This window comes from Providencia sp. LY12 (assembly GCF_057621555.1).
Map to the genome: position 1 here is coordinate 2612612 of NZ_CM172594.1, position 17128 is coordinate 2629739.

The 17128-nt window shown below is 43.5% G+C and carries 16 protein-coding genes; 14 read left to right on the top strand and 2 right to left on the bottom strand.

Annotated elements, in window-relative coordinates; genetic code table 11:
* Positions 1 to 53: 53 nt before the first annotated feature.
* The 11 genes from ACY3ZI_RS12480 to ACY3ZI_RS12530 all read left to right on the top strand — a co-directional run bounded on the left by ACY3ZI_RS12480 (position 54) and on the right by ACY3ZI_RS12530 (position 12809).
* Positions 54 to 311, top strand: coding sequence for a PAAR domain-containing protein (locus ACY3ZI_RS12480; RefSeq protein ID WP_211885999.1), 258 nt, complete (start codon positions 54 to 56; stop codon positions 309 to 311).
* Complete coding sequence (locus ACY3ZI_RS12485; protein WP_211886001.1) at positions 308 to 1438, top strand: hypothetical protein; 1131 nt, start codon at positions 308 to 310, stop codon at positions 1436 to 1438. The genes ACY3ZI_RS12480 and ACY3ZI_RS12485 overlap by 4 nt, the downstream gene beginning before the upstream one ends.
* Positions 1425 to 4790 carry an ImcF-related family protein gene (locus ACY3ZI_RS12490; RefSeq protein ID WP_211886003.1) on the top strand — a complete coding sequence of 1122 codons (3366 nt, stop codon included), beginning with the start codon at positions 1425 to 1427 and terminating at the stop codon, positions 4788 to 4790. The genes ACY3ZI_RS12485 and ACY3ZI_RS12490 overlap by 14 nt, the downstream gene beginning before the upstream one ends.
* Before the next feature lie 20 nt (positions 4791 to 4810).
* Positions 4811 to 6421 carry a type VI secretion system protein TssA gene (gene tssA / locus ACY3ZI_RS12495; protein WP_487375275.1) on the top strand — a complete coding sequence of 537 codons (1611 nt, stop codon included), beginning with the start codon at positions 4811 to 4813 and terminating at the stop codon, positions 6419 to 6421.
* Between the two features lie 23 nt (positions 6422 to 6444).
* Positions 6445 to 8196 carry a type VI secretion system baseplate subunit TssF gene (gene tssF, locus ACY3ZI_RS12500; protein WP_487375276.1) on the top strand — a complete coding sequence of 584 codons (1752 nt, stop codon included), beginning with the start codon at positions 6445 to 6447 and terminating at the stop codon, positions 8194 to 8196.
* Complete coding sequence (tssG, locus tag ACY3ZI_RS12505; protein WP_211886015.1) at positions 8172 to 9263, top strand: type VI secretion system baseplate subunit TssG; 1092 nt, start codon at positions 8172 to 8174, stop codon at positions 9261 to 9263. Before tssF ends, tssG begins: the two co-directional genes overlap by 25 nt.
* A 15-nt stretch (positions 9264 to 9278) precedes the next feature.
* Entirely contained in the window at positions 9279 to 9818 is a 540-nt protein-coding gene (gene tssJ / locus ACY3ZI_RS12510) for a type VI secretion system lipoprotein TssJ (RefSeq protein ID WP_487375277.1), read from the top strand.
* 1 nt (position 9819) lies between these two features.
* The gene (gene tssE / locus ACY3ZI_RS12515) at positions 9820 to 10248 is read left to right on the top strand and encodes a type VI secretion system baseplate subunit TssE (RefSeq protein ID WP_487375278.1); all 429 of its coding nucleotides are present in this window, start codon (positions 9820 to 9822) and stop codon (positions 10246 to 10248) included.
* A 23-nt stretch (positions 10249 to 10271) separates the two neighbouring features.
* Complete coding sequence (locus ACY3ZI_RS12520; RefSeq protein WP_487375279.1) at positions 10272 to 11618, top strand: VasL domain-containing protein; 1347 nt, start codon at positions 10272 to 10274, stop codon at positions 11616 to 11618.
* A 112-nt stretch (positions 11619 to 11730) separates the two neighbouring features.
* Positions 11731 to 12408, top strand: coding sequence for a DUF1345 domain-containing protein (locus tag ACY3ZI_RS12525; RefSeq protein ID WP_487375280.1), 678 nt, complete (start codon positions 11731 to 11733; stop codon positions 12406 to 12408).
* A gap of 140 nt (positions 12409 to 12548) precedes the next feature.
* A complete protein-coding gene (locus tag ACY3ZI_RS12530; protein ID WP_487375281.1) occupies positions 12549 to 12809 on the top strand; it encodes a DinI-like family protein in 261 nt (86 codons plus the stop codon).
* A 170-nt stretch (positions 12810 to 12979) separates the two neighbouring features.
* Here the strand turns inward: ACY3ZI_RS12530 and ACY3ZI_RS12535 are convergent, their stop codons facing one another.
* Entirely contained in the window at positions 12980 to 13219 is a 240-nt protein-coding gene (locus ACY3ZI_RS12535) for a hypothetical protein (RefSeq protein WP_036952939.1), read from the bottom strand.
* A 161-nt stretch (positions 13220 to 13380) separates the two neighbouring features.
* On the opposite strand from ACY3ZI_RS12535, the gene ACY3ZI_RS12540 reads away from it, so the two are divergent.
* From ACY3ZI_RS12540 to ACY3ZI_RS12550, 3 genes are all read left to right on the top strand, one after another.
* Entirely contained in the window at positions 13381 to 14055 is a 675-nt protein-coding gene (locus tag ACY3ZI_RS12540; protein ID WP_132495368.1) for a response regulator, read from the top strand.
* Complete coding sequence (locus tag ACY3ZI_RS12545; RefSeq protein WP_211886023.1) at positions 14045 to 15412, top strand: sensor histidine kinase; 1368 nt, start codon at positions 14045 to 14047, stop codon at positions 15410 to 15412. Before ACY3ZI_RS12540 ends, ACY3ZI_RS12545 begins: the two co-directional genes overlap by 11 nt.
* A gap of 125 nt (positions 15413 to 15537) precedes the next feature.
* Positions 15538 to 16113 (top strand): cysteine hydrolase family protein, encoded by a 576-nt coding sequence (locus ACY3ZI_RS12550; RefSeq protein WP_487375282.1) that lies wholly within the window; start codon positions 15538 to 15540, stop codon positions 16111 to 16113.
* Between the two features lie 337 nt (positions 16114 to 16450).
* Here ACY3ZI_RS12550 and ACY3ZI_RS12555 read toward each other — a convergent pair whose 3' ends face one another.
* Entirely contained in the window at positions 16451 to 17014 is a 564-nt protein-coding gene (locus ACY3ZI_RS12555) for an anti-virulence regulator CigR family protein (protein ID WP_442959111.1), read from the bottom strand.
* Between the last annotated feature and the right edge of the window lie 114 nt (positions 17015 to 17128).

The window sequence follows — 17128 nt, forward strand, 5'->3', positions numbered from 1 at the left end:
ATAATCATTCACCTGAATTCAATTTAAAACAAATTCTATAACGAAAATCAATCATGAAAAATATTATTCGTGTTGGTGATACATTAAAACCCTATGGTGGTAATGTACTAACTGGACAATATCTTGCCTTTGGAAAACCTGCCGCTTGTGTTGGCGATAGTGCCGTATGCAATCGTCATGGACGCACCACTATCGTAGAAGGGACATCGGGTTCATCCATGAATGGTAATCCAGTTGCTCTAGATGGGCATCGCTGTGCATGCGGTTGCACGCTGGTTAGTTCCCTTGCAATGATGAACATTAAGCCATGAGAATACCCCCTTACTACCCTGAAATACCCAATGTCCCCCCGATTAATTGGAAACGGTGGGGACAAGGTATCCTTATTATCATTTCTATCTTCTTACTCATCACTAATATTTTTTGGCCTAAAAATACACCCAATAAAACCACACTTTTTTGGTTTGCTGGTTTTATTTTACCTGCTCTTATTTATCTACTAATATTTTCTATTTATTACTTTATTTACCAAATACGCACCTATCATAAAAATATTCACCTTGAATCAACTGAAAAAGATAAAAGTATGTGGTGGGACTATCAATCAAAAAATATACCTATTATTGATACTATAATTATTGGTTGCTTGGGTAGCAATCAAATGGATTGGCAGATGCTAATCCGTAATAGAATTATCCCTTCACCACCAGAAATTAATGGTGAAAAACAAATTCTTCGATGCCCTATTTTAATAGGTGATCAAAAAAACAAAGATGAAATGCTCGCCAAACTATTATTTAATGAATTTAAATTTAAACACATGAACTCAAATTTAAATATTAAGAATATTTACTGGCTCGGAACCGAATCAACACTAGCTATTTTCTTGAATTTATTTAATGAGCTATATAGTAATACTTCTATCGATAGGAATATCATTCATTCAATTAATGACCTTGATGATATTATTGACAATCATTATGAGCATTATGGTGATAACGAACAGCTCATCATTGCTGGTACAAATTTGTTTGATAAAGCAGAACAGGTGATTCAATCCGAAAGCGGGTTTCTTTGGTTAATTGGGAATACGGGAAATTACGCTATTCATCGTTGTGAAACCATTGATGCTCATTATGAAGATATTAATCAACTAACAACTCACTTAAAGCGATATGCAAACCTAAAAACGGCTCCTAGCCTCACCATTTCTATGGATAGTAAAAGTGCTATTGCATTCGCTTCTACCGATTGGATCTGTATCGATAATGTTCTTTTTCCATACTACGGTGGAGTCACTCGGTCTTCTCCTTTTCTAGCTATTTCTCAATCAACAATCCATTGTATACAGAATAATATCGATTCTTGTGGATGGACGTCGAACATCATTGACAATAAACACCTTGCTGGAGTTATTTCCCGTCATGAGCAAAGATAAAATAAGTTCCAAAACCCCAATAAGTGCATTGATTATTGGCTATTTACTAGCAATCACTGTAATAGTGATTTTAGCTGGTACTTTTTATTCCTTATTTGGAAATGACTATTTTGCGACTCAATATTCTGATAAATCCATTTTCCTATATTCAGTTATTTCTTGGTTCATTCTACTATTAATTGCCCCTGTCTATTTGTTCTTCATTCGCCGAATATCGCTTTCATCAATAGCGCCATTTTTGCATAAATATAAATGGTTAAAAAAAGCCAATGATAATAATACGTCGAATGAAATGTTGCAGGCTCTAAGACAAGTATATGGTCGATTTTGTTTACATAAAATTTCTGTTATTTATCTCCTTGGCTCCCACTCCGCCGTCGAAAAACTCGCTCCTAGCCTGACGCAAGAAATCTGGCAAGAGTGTGATGGAACCCTACTTATCTACGGTGGCGATATCGGGAGTTCCATCGATTCAGAGCGACTAGAAACCCTCAAACACCTACGCCGACGTCGTCCGCTCGATGGCGTGATTTGGGTGACTGAAAACAGCATTTCATCTCAGCTTTTAGACAACAACGTCACTTTCACTAACCTCAATACCGCAACAGCCCACAATGCAGGGCGCGCTATCCAGAACCTCTTCCAAGAATTAGGTTGGCGTGCGCCAGTTTGGGTATGGAGTGTCAGTGACCAGCAATCCCTCAGCGCTGTTGAAACGCCCTCTATCCTCTGTATGACAGAGCAAAATATGCCAGCCGAGGCGCTATCGCCTAGCTTATTAAGCCTGATCCCTGCACTTGTGATCAACGGAACTCAAGCATTACTGCGCGAACAAAAACACACCTATCTACTCGCCTTAGCCCAATTTTTACAAAACGGTGGCAGCCAGCAGCTTGCAACCGCATTAGCCCCACTCAATACCCAATTACGTACGCTGCCTTTTTCCGGCATTGCATTTAGCCCTTGTATCAATCCGTTAAATCAGCAACGTTTACCCAATAGTTGGCACCCTGATACCCGCTGGAAAAGCTGGTTGAATGTGCAATCTGAACTGGCATCCGGTTTACAGCCTGCCTCTTTAGGCTTTGACAAAAAACGTCTCGTTCAATACGGCGCAGCCACCGCCATGACCTTATGGGGAGCCGGTATGATTGTCTCTTACTTCGCCAATCGCCAGCTTATTGAAGAGAGCTACCAAAGCGCAAGCGTCGCTGCTAACGCACAATTACCGGAAACTGAACGCCTCAAAGCCCAGTATGATTTTCAGCAAACCCTAGGCTTACTCAATCATCGCGAACAAACTTCGGTGCCTTTCTGGCTCCATTTTGGGCTAAACAGTAATCAGCCACTATTAGCCCATTTATGGCCACTGTACCAAGAAACGGTATTACCGCCTTTGCGTGATACCATCGCTCAACAATTGACTCAACAATTACAAACCTACGCCCAGTTATCCCCTAACAGTGATGACCGTCGCCAAGCCACCCAAGGGGCGTATCAAAGCCTAAAAACCTACTTAATGATGAGTACCCCTGAGCGCATGGATCCGGCGTTTTTTACTGATAGCGTGCTCTCGACTCTCCCCGTCCCGCAAGGAATGAACGAAGGCGAATGGCAAACCCTCGGTAAAGAATTACTTATGTTCTATGCCCAACAGCTACCGAAGCACCCCGAATGGCAATTAACTGCCAACAATAACCTGATTAATCAAAGTCGCACTTTACTCATTCGACAAATTGGTCAACGCAGCGAAAGTGCTACGCTATATCAAGAAGTGTTACTACAAGCGCAACATCAGTTCCCTGATATGACCTTAGATGATATGACGGGCGATACCGATGCCAGCTTTTTATTCACCACGGATGAGTTTGTGTCAGGTATTTTTACCCGCAAAGCGTGGGAAGAGTCTATTCAACCTGCCATCAAAAAAGTGGTTGAATCTCGCCGCAATGAAATTGATTGGGTATTGAGTGATAGCCAGCATGAACTTAGCCAAGATATTTCGCCTGATGCACTTAAGCAGCAGCTTACTGAACGCTATTTTGCTGACTTTTCTGATAGCTGGTTAAACTTCCTCAATAGCCTGCAATGGCGCCATACTGAAAGCTTGTCTGATACTATCGACCAATTATCTTTGATGAGCGATGTGCGCCAGTCACCCGTCATTGCATTGATGAATACCGTGGCTTACCAAGGGAAAACCGGACGCCAGCAAGAAAAGCTCGCTGACTCCTTTATGAACTCCGCGAAAGACCTGCTCAATAAAGAACAGAAACCCGTCATTAGTCAGAAAGCCGACTTTACGGGTCCACTTGAAGATACCTTCGCCCCCATTCTGAATTTTGTGGACCCGCAAGCCGCCACGCAAACAAGCGATAACCTCAGCCTACAAGCCTATCTCACCCGCATAACCCGCGTGCGATTAAAACTTCAGCAAGTGGTTAATGCACCGGATCCGCAAGCGATGTCTCAATCCTTCGCGCAAAGTATTCTAGAAGGTAAAAATGTCGATTTCGCCGAAGCGCGGGATATGGGTAGTTTGATTGCCGCCAGCTTTGGGCAAGAGTGGCAAAGCTTTGGGGATGCGCTGTTAGTGGAGCCGATGACCCAAGCGTGGCAGCAATTACTCACACCAACCGCCCAAGGTATTAATAGCGAATGGCAAAATGCCATTGTCAGTGAATGGAACAACGCTTTCGGCGGACGCTATCCTCTAAAAAATACCCAAAGCGATATCTCCTTACCGTTGATGGCGCAATATCTGCGCCCCGATAATGGTCGGATCCAACGCTTCTTAGAAACGCGCTTGCAAGGGGTTTTACGCAAAGAAGGCAACCATTGGGTCCCCAATAGCACCAATGCCCAAGGCTTACGCTTTAACCCTGCCTTTTTAACCGCGCTAAATACCCTGACAGAGTTAGGTGATGTGGCTTTCGCGAACGGGGAAGCGCGCCTCTACTTTGAAATGCGTCCAGGCACCAGTAAAAATGTGATGCAAACCATATTGGTGATCGATAAACAAAATCTCACTTACGATAACCAGTTCCCAGAATGGCAACGTTTTGTTTGGCCTGCCGATACCGTCGCGTCTGGCGCATCTTTAACCTGGATGACTACGTCATCGGGTACCCGACTCTATGGCGATCATCGTGGTGTTTGGGGGCTGATCCGTTTACTCGAAACGGCCAACGTCGCGCCTTATGCGGGCAGCACTAGCAGCTATACCGTCTCGTGGGTAACACCGGATGGCAACACGCTGAATTACCAACTGCGCACCGAAATGGGTCAAGGCCCGCTGGCACTATTAAAACTGCGCAATTTCGTTTTGCCTGAAAAAATCTTTTTGGATTAGCCACCGATAGGACATCACCTATGCCTTTATTAACTGCCTTGCGCACCGCTTGCTTTACTGGAAATCCGCTTGCTGCTAACCAGCTTGTTGAGCAACAAGTGGCACTATGGGAGCGCTGGCTACTGCCCATTACAGCTGAAAATCCAATGGGGGATGACCCCGGTTATGACGATGACTTCGAACGCATGAAAGAAGAAGTCAACAAACTCTCGGGATCAGACACTGAATTAATTTGTGCTCTTGCCGAAAACCTCCTAACCAACGTCTGCAAAGATGCGCGAGTTATCACTTATTATATTTGGGCGCGTTTGCATCGCGAAGGGGAAACAGGATTAGCCGATGGGCTAGGTCTACTCGCAGGATTACTGCATCGCTACCATGACAGCCTACTACCTTCGCGCCCAAATAGCCGAAAAGCCGCCATCGAATGGCTGGCGGGTCAACGTGTTATCGACAGCTTATCCCTCTACCCTGAGGTGGATAGCAACGAATTTTCCCGCATTGTGGCGCTACTTAGCGCGATCGTGGATGAGTTTAATACGTGGGATGAAGCAAGCCGCCCTAACCTTGCTCCCCTTTTACGGGCTTTAGAAAATCGGCTCGCCCAATCGGGTGGGGCTGATAGTGTCGTCCCGCAAAATATCAAAGCGTCGGAAAATATCGCGATAAAGCAAACTGCCTCGGGGATCAGCCCTATCGCCCCCATACAATCAGGTCGTGAGCTGCTCGACCAAGCCAAAGTCCTTGCCAATTATCTACGTAATCAACCCAACGGCTGGCTGTCGGGTCACCGGCTGATGAAATCTGTCCGTTGGGATACCCTGCACCAATCGCCACCACAGAACCAGCATGGTTGCACACGTTTAGCCCCACCGCGCTCGGATGCGAAAGCCCAATTAAAACGTTTATATCTGCAACAAAACTGGTTGGAGCTCACCGAACAAGCCGACCGTCTATTTGCCGAAGGCGTTAACCATTTTTGGTTAGACGTTCAATGGTACCTACACCAAGCGCTCAGTAAATCTCCCGCGCCTTGGAACGGTTGGGCAGACGTTATTGCCTCGGATTTAAAACAATTTTTATTGCGCCTACCCGGGTTAGAAAATCTCGCATGGGAAGATGGCACCCCCTTTGCTGATGAAGTGACCCTCGCGTGGATCAAACAACAGATTCTGGAAGATAACATTCAGTCTCTGCACCATATGCCAGTTCAAGGCGCGGATGATGATGATAACGGCTCGATATTCGCCTTAGAGCAAGAAGCATTAACGCAAGCCGATACCGAAGGGGTGGAAGCTGCACTAGCATGGTTAATGTCTCGCCCGAATATTCAGACCACCCGCCAAAAATGGCTATTGCAATTGGTAATGGCAAGAGTGGCAGAGCAGTTTGCCCGTCATGATTTAGCGCTGAACTTATTGCGTGAATTAGATAATCGCGCTGAACACATGCAACTGGCTGATTGGGAACCGCATTCCCTGTTTGAAGTCAAAGCCCGCCAATTACAACTTCTGCGCGGTAAAGCACAACGTAATACACCGGATAAAGCCGAGTTACATCATCAAATGTCTGAATTATTGGCTCAATTAACTCGCTTAGATCCTGTCCGAGCATTGGTGCTCTACCCTTAAATTAATCAGTGAGAGTGATACGAATGGATGATTTAACCCTTCGCTATTATGATGCAGAAATGCGCTATCTACGCGAAGCTGCCAAAGAGTTCGCCCAAGCTCATCCCGACCGGGCGGCACTATTAGATTTAGACAAAGCCGGCATTCCCGACCCTTTTGTTGAGCGACTATTTGAAGGTTTTGCCTTTTCGATGGGGCAACTGCGCCAAAAAATTGATGATGATTTACCTGAATTAACGGAGGGATTGGTCAGCCTACTCTGGCCTCATTATTTACAAACCATCCCTTCCCTGTCCGTGGTTGAACTTGCACCGGATATTCACGATATGAAATTATCGTCGGTGATCCCAGCCAATTTTGAAGTGCTTTCACGCCCAATTGGCGAGAAGAAAACCGTTTGTCGTTACCGCACTACACGGGATTTAACCTTAAATCCCATTGCGCTATCCACAGTGAATTTAACCACTGAGCCTGATGGCCGTTCCGTGATCCGATTACGCTTCGATTGTGCAAAACTTGTCGATTGGAAACAGAGCCCTCTTGGCGCCATTTCCTTCTATTTAGCGGGGGATGTTCCGACCACTTACGCCCTGCATCTGGCACTCACCAAACACGTCGCGGCGACCTATATTCGTTTACCGTCATCCCCTGACCGCGTTCGTTTACCGCTGTGGTTTTCCCCCGGCGGATTTGCCGAAGAAGATCAACTGTGGCCTAAAGGCGATAGTACTTTTAGTGGCTACCAGTTGTTGCTGGAGTATTTTTCTTTTCGAGAAAAGTTTTTCTTCGTCAATTTAAACGGACTTGGTGAAATTCAATTACCTGAAGGATTAAGTCACTTTGAACTGGAGATTGTGCTCGATACCTTGTGGGATAGCGACATTCCATTAAGTCGCGACAACCTAAAACTGCATAGCGTTCCGGTGATCAACTTATTCAATATTGAAGCGGACCCTCTTACCGTTAACGGGTTAGAAAGTGAATATTTACTGCGTCCCCGTCGCCTACAAGATGGGCATACCGAAATTTATGCTGTCGATACCGTTCATGGCACAAGGCGAGGTGAACACATTCACTATGTTCCATTCAGCAGCTTTCGCCATCGAGGCGGTATGTTGCGACGCAATGCACCAGAACACTACTACCACACTCGCGTTAAGCGCGGGGTCAGCGGGTTACATGATACATGGCTGATTTTAGGGGGAGAACGCGAACAGCCGACCGCTGCTCTTGAAAGTGAAACCTTATCTTTGCAATTAACCGGCACTAACGGGCAACTTCCACGCAAAGCGCTGCAAAGTACATTGCTCGACAGAACCGAAGAAACTCTACAAACCCAATTGCAGGTTCGCAATTTATGCAAACCAACCCTGCCTTGCTATCCCCCAGCCGAAGACCGTTTCCATTGGCGCGTTCTCAGCCACCTTGGCGCCAGTTTCCTCAATATGATGGACAACGTGGAAGTATTGCGCGGCACATTGGCGCTCTATGACTGGCGCGAAGATGATTTAAACAGCCGCAAACTCGATGCCATGATCCACGTTGAACAGCACCTTATTGAGCGTTTCGAAAAAGGCTTTTTACAGCGCGGTATTGCCATCGATATCACCCTTGATAGCAACGGATTTAACGGTGAAGGTGATATTCATCTCTTTGGCGAAATGCTCAACCGCTTTTTCGCACTGTACACCGACGTGCATCTATTTAACCAATTGACTCTCCATATTTTACCAACAGGAAATAGCCTCACATGGACAGAGAATCATCCTCAGTAAATCAGCTTTTTGATGCGCTAGGGGAGCGTCTACCACTGGTTAACTTCTATCGGTTTTGCCAACTGCTAGAACAGAGTAATAAACAGCGCCCGCCACTTGGTAGCACCCAAGATCCAAAAACCGATGTTATCCGGTTTCGTCCCCATCGTGGGATGGGTTTTCCTGTCACCGAAATTAAAGGCATCGACATTGAAGACCGCTACCGAGATAGCAACACACCCAGTATTCGAACTACCTTTTTAGGGTTATATGGTGTCACATCACCGTTACCCACCGCCTACCTCGATGACATCGCGCAACAGCGGGAAGGGACCGAATCGCTCACGGATTTTTTGGATATTTTTAACCATCGGCTCACCACGCAGTTTTACCGTATTTGGCGAAAATATTCCTATCCAGCAACCTTTTCCGCGGGTGGCGAAGATGAAACTTCCCAGTATTTGTATGGGTTAATTGGCTTAGGGATCCCAGGCACAGCTCAACATGTGCAAGCGCCTTTATCCCGCTTTCTCGCCTTACTGGGTACGTTACGTTTTCCAACCCGCACCGCTGAAGGCGTTGTGTCACTCGTTAAATTACTCGCGCCTGACACTCACGTAAAAATCAAACCCCATGACCCGCGGCGTATCGAGCAAACAACTCAAACAGGGCTATCGTGCAGAACACCGATGACCTTAACCAACAAGCCCGTTTTAGGTCAGTATTCTACCGATGTAAACAGCCAAATTTTGATTACCTTACAGACAGATAACTTTGATGAAGCCCGCAATTGGTTGCCTGACGGACAACTGTATCAAGATTTAATGGCGCTATTGCATGTTTACCTAGGGTCAAGAGTCAATGCCCGTCTTTGTCTCAAATTACCCAGAAAGTTGCTCCCTAACGCAACGTTAAGCACGCAATCTCACCAAGGTGTTCAACTGGGACGTACCGCCGCGATGGGCGCATTAACCCCTAATGCCCCTCACCGAGAACACATTATTACCTTAAATTTAGGGCGCTATCAGCGATTATCGGCAACATCACACTCTACGCCGCCCTCACATTACGCTAATTATCGATTCTAATTCTGGGACTATCCTATGAAACACATCCCTTTACTGCCATTTTGCGGCAAAACATTGGTGCTTCTGACTGCATTAAATCTCGCTGGATGCGGGCTCACTCAAATGGTCAGCGATGGCACTCGTAGTGCAGCAAGCGCGATATTTTATAAGCAAGTGAAAGTCGTCCATCTTGATTTCGTGGCACGTGAAGCGCTCAATACCGATGATACAGGCGCATCGCTATCCACCATCATTCGCGTATATCAATTAAAAGATACGGAAAGCTTTGATGAGAGTGATTACGCGTCGTTGTTTGCCAAAGATAGCCAAGTACTAAAATCCTCTCTCGTGGTCCAAAAAGATTTACGCATTCGTCCGGGTGAGTCGATTTCCCTCGACATGCCCCTTGAAGACGGCGCTGAATTTGTAGCCGTCGCCGTGATGTTCCATCATCCTGACCTTATCACCGACGACTGGCGCGTAGTGATCCCCAAAAAGCGGTTACTACCGGATGACCCACGCTTACTCACCCTCGCGGATAACTCCATGACCTTAAAACCACTCGGAGAAAAATAGCATGTCCCAGCCTTCATTATACGAAATGTTGACGGGGTATTTTGCGGGTGGATTGGATATTGATGCTATCCCAGAACATGACCAAGTGATGGTGTCTGTGATGGACAATATTCGCCGCATTCTCAACGCCAGAGCGGGCAGTATCGAGCACCTTCCCGACTACGGACTACCAGATATGAGTAAAATGATCCAAGGTCTCCCCGGCACCGCTCACAATATGATGACCATTTTATCGGCCACGTTACTCAAGTATGAGCCCCGCATCAAATCACTCTCTTTAGTGTTATTACCGCAAAACAGCTTTGGGGCGCTCCATTACGCCCTTGAGGTTGAATTACATGAGCAAGGTTTGATCCGTTATGGCACTGAATTTATGCCGGATGGGCGCATTCTCATACACCATCTAAAAAAACAATTCGATACGATTTAAACCGACGATAGCGTGAGAAAACTATGAACCCAGATTTAAACACATTGCGCCTTGGTGGCGACCCGCGCACGCTGGCTGATTTTGCCGCGCTCAAAGAAGAATTAAATAAACGCTTTCACCCCGCCCGCCCTGATGTAGACTGGGCGCGAGCTCATGGGCTATGTTTGTCCTTATTCAACCAAAACGGCGCTGATTTACAAACTTGCGCATGGTTTACCCTGATCCGCCAGCATCAAAATGGTATCGCGGGATTAAACGAAGGCTTATCTTTACTTCAACATTTACTGAGCCGCCACTGGCAAGGATTATGGCCACAACAGACCCATGCCCGGGTTGAGATCCTCGCTACGCTGAGCCAACAACTCATGACAGGATTACGCGCCCATGCGCCTGTTTATGCAGACCTGCCAGCACTGTATCAAACTGAAGCGACGCTCAACCAAATTGGGCAGCTGCTACAAACATTAGAGCTCAAACACCTTACTCAGCTGGAACGACTGCAAAACTTGCTCATCACTCAAGCCAAGCAGCTCGAAAATACCGATGTTCCCGACAATGGTTTTATTCCACCGACGCCACTGCAATTACCAAAAACTTCTCCATCATCATTTCATGCCCGTACCGCAGCAACGCCAATTTCCATCAAAGCCAATGCTACTATCAGCACACCGACACCGATCAAGCCTTCTTACCGCAAAGGCATTTGTGTGGGTTTGGCTTTTGGTATTGTGCTCGCAGGCGCGCTGTGTGCAGGAACTTTGTATATGTTACACCCACAAATCAATAACCATGTTTTAGCGCAAGCGCTACCCCAATTACCTGACTTTACGCCGAATATTGCCTCAATTATTGAGCAACAATTACAGCCTAATGCCGCACAACCCAATAGTTTTTCCCCTGAAAAACTCAAGGTAATCGATAACTATCTCGTGGAATTAGAGTCCGTCTCCCCAATTTGGCCTCAGCTGTATGGATTAAACATGGTGAGTTACCTCACTAAGCAATATGGTGAACGTCAAGAAGTCAGCGCATTTAACGATAAATGGCAGCAAAATATGCAAATTAATGCGCTATCTAACGATAAATTACAACAGTGGTCTGAAGGGATGGCCGAGCTAAATAATCTCAGTACGCGCTTAGACAGTCTTGATGGTAAACCTCGCAGCTATATCACGGGGTCTGAATTAAAAACCATTATTTTCAATGCTCGCCAGCATTTTAATCAAAGCGTTCCTTTGGAAGAGGAATTACGTCGTCTTGAGCAACTTCAAACCCAAGGTTCCGTCCCTGAATCTGAATATCAACGGATTGATAATCATTTTAAACAGCTACTGAATCGCTATGCGTTGATAAGACAAAGCGAAAAATAAACCTATTTATTCCTAAGCAATACCTGTATGGAGCACCTTATTCGTGCTCCATTTTTTTCAGTGATATACTCGTTTTAAATTAACGTGATAATTATTTTTCAAGGAATACCCCATGCTTCGCTGTGCTGCTCGTATCACCCACCAGCTACGTCATGCATTTCATTCTCGACCGCGCTTTTTGGTCTCGCTCATTGTTGCTTTCATCACTTTCTTCGCTTTATTTCAAACACAAAGTCTGATTATTAACTTAATTATCAGTTGGAACGCATTTGCGTGGTGTTATTTGCTGTTTCTATTCCAGAGAATTATTAGCCACAATGTGAAAGACATTCGTAAGCTGACAAAAATCGAAGATGAAAGCGCGAGCATGGTAATATTTTTCTTGATGTCAGGCTGCTGCGTCAGTTTATTAGCCTTATTTTTTGCCTTGGGCGGACACAGTGATATCCCGAAAGCCGATAAAATTTACTCTTATATTTTAACTGCCTCGACATTGATATCCTCTTGGCTGCTCTTACCCACGGGCTTTACCATGCACTATGCCCATCTCTATTACGGCAATAGTGAAAATGAAAAACCGTGGCTAATTTTCCCCGATAAAATCACCCAACCCAGCTATTCGGATTTTATGTATTTCTCATTCACCATTGCCGTCGCCTCACAAACGGCAGATGTAGAAGTAGCCTCAACCCCTATGCGTCGCGCAGTATTGCTCCAATCCATTATTTCATTTGTCTTTAATATGGCCATTTTAGGGTTGTGTATTAATATTTCTGCCAGCTTCTTTTAAAGGTTATCGGATTAACTTGTCGAAATAAAAAGAGTTAGCCTGCTATCACAATAAAAAAATATTCAATGCAGGATATTGACAATATCCCCATATAGATCTAAAAATACTGTATATTAATACAGTCTTTAGTAGAGGCTATTATGTTACGCATCGAAGTGTTATTTGATAAGAATTCACCGCAAAAACCAAGTGGCTTGGTTTTACAAGCTTTAGAGTCTGAGATTTTACGCAAACTACAGTCACAGTACCCTGATATGGTCACTCGAGTGGGCTTTAGCTCTCAGCAGGCGATTAATATTTCAGGAACGAAGATTGCGGATGATAAATTACGCATTGAAGAGATCTTAGAAGAAATTTGGATGGATGACGGCTGGCTACCTGAAGCAAATGCCGATGACTAGATGATTAGCAGAGAAATGGAAGGGTAATATCTATCTTCCATTTCTTAATTCGCTATTCTTTGAAGTTAATCTGAATCACTTTTAATGTGTTTCTGCCTATCACTTATACGCTTTTGCGTATAAAAACCGATAGCACCACAATTCACTATTCCGCCATTATCGAAAGACTATTAATAAAGTTTCTGACGAAGATACGATTTAAACTCATTCACCGGATTACGTTTCGTTTTACTCACTTCAAGTATTCGAGCCTCTACTAAGCAAGTTTTCGCATCAGTGCATCGCTGAACTTCATTTAATTTTGTCGGATTCAACGCCAATTGTGGTTTATTGAAACTCGCCCCCATAAATACCATGGCAAAAAAAATAATCCCGATAAATAGAGGCACTTCAATATACGCTTTTTTCATGATGAATGCTCTTGTTATGGTTGTTGAGGGTATATTAGTGCTTTTGCATTTTAGTACCTTAATATTTGGTTAAACCAACCTTAAGGGATGCTTAAGGGGATAAATATCCTAGTTGCTGGGTGAGCGGAGTCTGCTTATACTCCGCAACAGAGGTAATAAATATGAATATTTTATTGGTAGAAGATGATCTTCAGCTCGGCAAAGCGTTATGTCGTGGACTGGAATTAGCCGGATTTAATCCTTGCTGGGTCAGATTATTATCGGATGCTAAGCAGCAATTACAGGCACGCAATTTTGATGTCATGCTTTTAGACTTGGGATTACCTGATGGTGATGGTCAAGAGGAATTAATTTCATGGCGCCAATCTGGAGAATCAATACCGATTATTATTCTTACCGCCCGCAATAAAATGGATAATTTAGTGGCGAGCTTAGATTCTGGCGCCGATGATTTCTTAACAAAACCCTTTGAGATGCCAGAATTAATTTCTCGCGTAAAGGCTATTAGCCGCCGTATGGCTGGGTTTTCATCTGAAATTTGGCAATTGGATAATCTGCAATTAAATCCGTTAAATCACCAAGTCACCTTGGATGGTCAATTATTATTACTCTCCGGCAAGGAATATTTGTTGCTATACGAGTTAATTAAAAATGCCGACAATGTCGTGCGAAAAACAGATTTAGAGCAACGTTTATTTGGCTTGGATGATGTGGAAAGTAACTCCCTTGAAGTCCACATTCATAATTTACGCCGCAAAATTGGTAAAGACAGAATTATTACTATCCGTGGCATCGGCTATTTACTAAAAAAAGAAGCGCAATCTGGTGAAGATTAAATCCTTTCTTGTCTACACATTTGGTATTCAGATTGGCGCAGTCATCTTTTTATGGCTGCTGCTAGTCGGTTGGTTACAATTTTTTTATCTACCTGATTTGGTCGATGATGATGAATTTAACCAACAACAGCAAATTGTCACACAAGGGATTGCGCGTACATTAGGCACGGTGTCAGATACCCCAGAATATTTTGATAAGCTCGCGGTTATTCTGCAAAAAATGTATACCGATGCCATGGAAAACGGCATTGAAACTAGCTATAAACCGTATATGGTTGTGCGGGATAATCGGGGACATGTGCTATATCGCAATAGTGAAAAGATTTCAGACCCATCACTAAAATCAGTCGATATGCTAACTGCTCAACATAAAGATTGGCATTTCACTTCTGCATGGGATGATGACCATACCCTCGAAGTTGTGATTGCAGAATCGTATCTTGAGCGACGAAAGTTAATTGGTAACCCAGCCGAAGGCACTGCAATTCCTCTCGCCTTTATTTTGGGCATAATGTTAATCGCTATTTTGATCACTGCCTATTTTAGTATTCGTCCAATTAAACAAGTCGCTAAAATTATTTCATCGCGTCAACCGGGAAATTTAACGCCGATTGATACCAAAGATATGTATAAAGAAACTCGCCCTATTATTTCCGCGATTAACCAATTAATGGCACGAGTCGATGCCGCTAATTTACGCGAAAAACGTTTTATGGCAGATGCGGCTCATGAATTGCGGACTCCGATTGCAGCGGTAACAGCACAATTACATGTGTTAATGCATATCGATAATCCAAAAGAAAAAGCCGAGATTATTAATGATATGAAAGAGACATTAACGCGCGCCGCCTCTTTATCTCATCAATTAATTGATCTCGCACGTTTGGAAGCGGAAGATTTTGCCATTCGTAAAGAGCAAATTGATTTACCGATGTTAATCAGTAATCTCATTTCATCCCATATTCCTTATGCCCTCAATAAACATATTGATGTGGAATTATCCAGTCCAGATTCTTTTTATGTTGAAACTGATAAGCTAGCGCTGAGTAATGTGTTCACTAATTTAATCGAAAATGCGATTAAATATTCTCCTGAAAAAGCCAAAATAAAAGTGACACTGGTCGATCTCACTCCTTTTGGTGCCACCATTACAGTTCAAGATAATGGACGCGGTATTCCAGAAGAGAGCCGCGCACATCTATTTTCTCGCTTTTACCGTGTTCCTGGAACATTAGAAACAGGAAGCGGTTTAGGATTATCTATTGCCCATAACCTGGCATCAAAAATAGGTGCAACATTAAAAGTCACTGATGGATTAGAGAATAAAGGTATTGGATTTATTATTGATTTGCCTTAATTAAGGCGGCAGTCGAGAATAATACCATTATTTAAAATAATGTTATTCAGTTAACATCCCTAGTGCATAATAAACATTACAATCCCCTTTTACGTTAAATTACTTAGCCATAAAAAGGGGCAATAATGTCACAGGCGCTAATCATCATTGATCTTATTAACGATATTGTGGGTAAAAACGGTTTATCCAATAGCAGTTATTCCCAAGTCAATTCCCGCAATATTATTGAAAAGGCGAATCAAGCCGCTAATTACGCAAGAAGTCAGCGTATTCCTGTTATTTGGGTCAAAGTTGGCTTTAGCGATAATTATCAAGATATCCCTGCTGGCTCCCCACTTTTTTCACAAGCTAAACAGAGAGGCGCATTAAAATTAAGTGGCTACGGCTGCCATTGGGTGGAAGATTTGGTCGTTCATATGCAAGACAGAGTGATCATTAAGAAAGGCGTTTCTGCATTTGCAGGCAATAAACTCCACCAATGGCTTAACGATAATAATATTACTCAGCTCTATTTCGGTGGCGTCAGTTCGGTGATGGCAATCCAAAGTAGCGTAAGACAAGCCCATGATTTAGGTTATTTTTGTCATGTCCTCGAAGATGTGTGCGCCGCTGCAACCATTGAACTACACGAACAAAGCATGCAGGCACTATCAGGTCTAGCCACCATTTCATCCAGCAAAACCTTTATGCAAGGTAATTAGCCGGCATGATGAGTAAGCTGTAAACAATAATTTACAAGGTTCGACCTAAAAATTAGTTTAATATTTAAAATATCTTTTGGCTGATTATTGACTTTGATCAATAAAAAACTAGAATGCTCCTACGTGATCAAGATCACACATTAACATTCGGAGCGAACATGAAAAGCATCAAAGAATTTTTCGTTAACCTGCAAGAAGTTGTTGAATTACTGTCCAAGCGTTTTATGTAATTTGCTTTAAACTTTAGTTAGTTAAACCATAGTCAATCAAACCTTTCATTTACCTCATTCAAGTATTTGCAAATTTTTGCTAACGGCCTTTTTTAAGGCCGTTTTTTTTATTCAAATACGTTCTCAATAATTTCTGCCACTATCGCTGTTTTAATCGCAACTAACAGCAAATCTTTACCACTCATTCGCCACTCATACCCAGAGTAAGTTGGCAAGCAGGCTCTAAACGAGGCAGGTAACGCTTTTTTAGCAATTCCTGGTGGCAGCGGCTTACCTCGACGGATCTGTTTTTCAATACCTGGAGGAAGCCCTTTATAACCTACTAACCCATAATTGACGGCGACGGGGCGAACATCGCCGAAATTGATATTAATACTAATCAAAGAGTTATCATAATGACTTGAGTATTTTTTCACATCACAGTCATATTTTTTACCCTTATGCTTATGCTTTTTATTGTGCTTATGATGATGGTCATCATGATCATAATAATAATAGTCACCCTTATGCTTACCATTACCTTCATCACCTTGATGGTTAGAAGCCTGAGCAAATAGCGGCATGCAAATGAGTGCAGGCAGTAAGATAAACTGCAAAATAAATGGTTTTTTGGCTTTATTCTCGATGTGCATTTTATTGTGAATTCCTAACCATGCTGGGTCATAAAACATTATGTCCCCAGTAAGAGGACAGCAATAGGAAATGGCTCATTCACAGTAATGTTATGTAAATGTTAGTAATTTCAACCAAACTTAAGTCCTATTTGCTTATACTGGGTCGTCATT

Coding starts and splice junctions, on each gene's coding strand:
- ACY3ZI_RS12535 (WP_036952939.1), bottom strand. CDS start 13,219: ATGAAAAAAGCGTATATTGAAGTGCCTCTATTTATCGGGATTATTTTT.
- ACY3ZI_RS12520 (WP_487375279.1), top strand. CDS start 10,272: ATGAACCCAGATTTAAACACATTGCGCCTTGGTGGCGACCCGCGCACG.
- ACY3ZI_RS12555 (WP_442959111.1), bottom strand. CDS start 17,014: ATGTTTTATGACCCAGCATGGTTAGGAATTCACAATAAAATGCACATC.
- ACY3ZI_RS12485 (WP_211886001.1), top strand. CDS start 308: ATGAGAATACCCCCTTACTACCCTGAAATACCCAATGTCCCCCCGATT.
- tssJ (WP_487375277.1), top strand. CDS start 9,279: ATGAAACACATCCCTTTACTGCCATTTTGCGGCAAAACATTGGTGCTT.
- tssE (WP_487375278.1), top strand. CDS start 9,820: ATGTCCCAGCCTTCATTATACGAAATGTTGACGGGGTATTTTGCGGGT.
- tssA (WP_487375275.1), top strand. CDS start 4,811: ATGCCTTTATTAACTGCCTTGCGCACCGCTTGCTTTACTGGAAATCCG.
- ACY3ZI_RS12540 (WP_132495368.1), top strand. CDS start 13,381: ATGAATATTTTATTGGTAGAAGATGATCTTCAGCTCGGCAAAGCGTTA.
- ACY3ZI_RS12525 (WP_487375280.1), top strand. CDS start 11,731: ATGCTTCGCTGTGCTGCTCGTATCACCCACCAGCTACGTCATGCATTT.
- ACY3ZI_RS12530 (WP_487375281.1), top strand. CDS start 12,549: ATGTTACGCATCGAAGTGTTATTTGATAAGAATTCACCGCAAAAACCA.
- tssF (WP_487375276.1), top strand. CDS start 6,445: ATGGATGATTTAACCCTTCGCTATTATGATGCAGAAATGCGCTATCTA.
- ACY3ZI_RS12550 (WP_487375282.1), top strand. CDS start 15,538: ATGTCACAGGCGCTAATCATCATTGATCTTATTAACGATATTGTGGGT.
- ACY3ZI_RS12480 (WP_211885999.1), top strand. CDS start 54: ATGAAAAATATTATTCGTGTTGGTGATACATTAAAACCCTATGGTGGT.
- tssG (WP_211886015.1), top strand. CDS start 8,172: ATGGACAGAGAATCATCCTCAGTAAATCAGCTTTTTGATGCGCTAGGG.
- ACY3ZI_RS12490 (WP_211886003.1), top strand. CDS start 1,425: ATGAGCAAAGATAAAATAAGTTCCAAAACCCCAATAAGTGCATTGATT.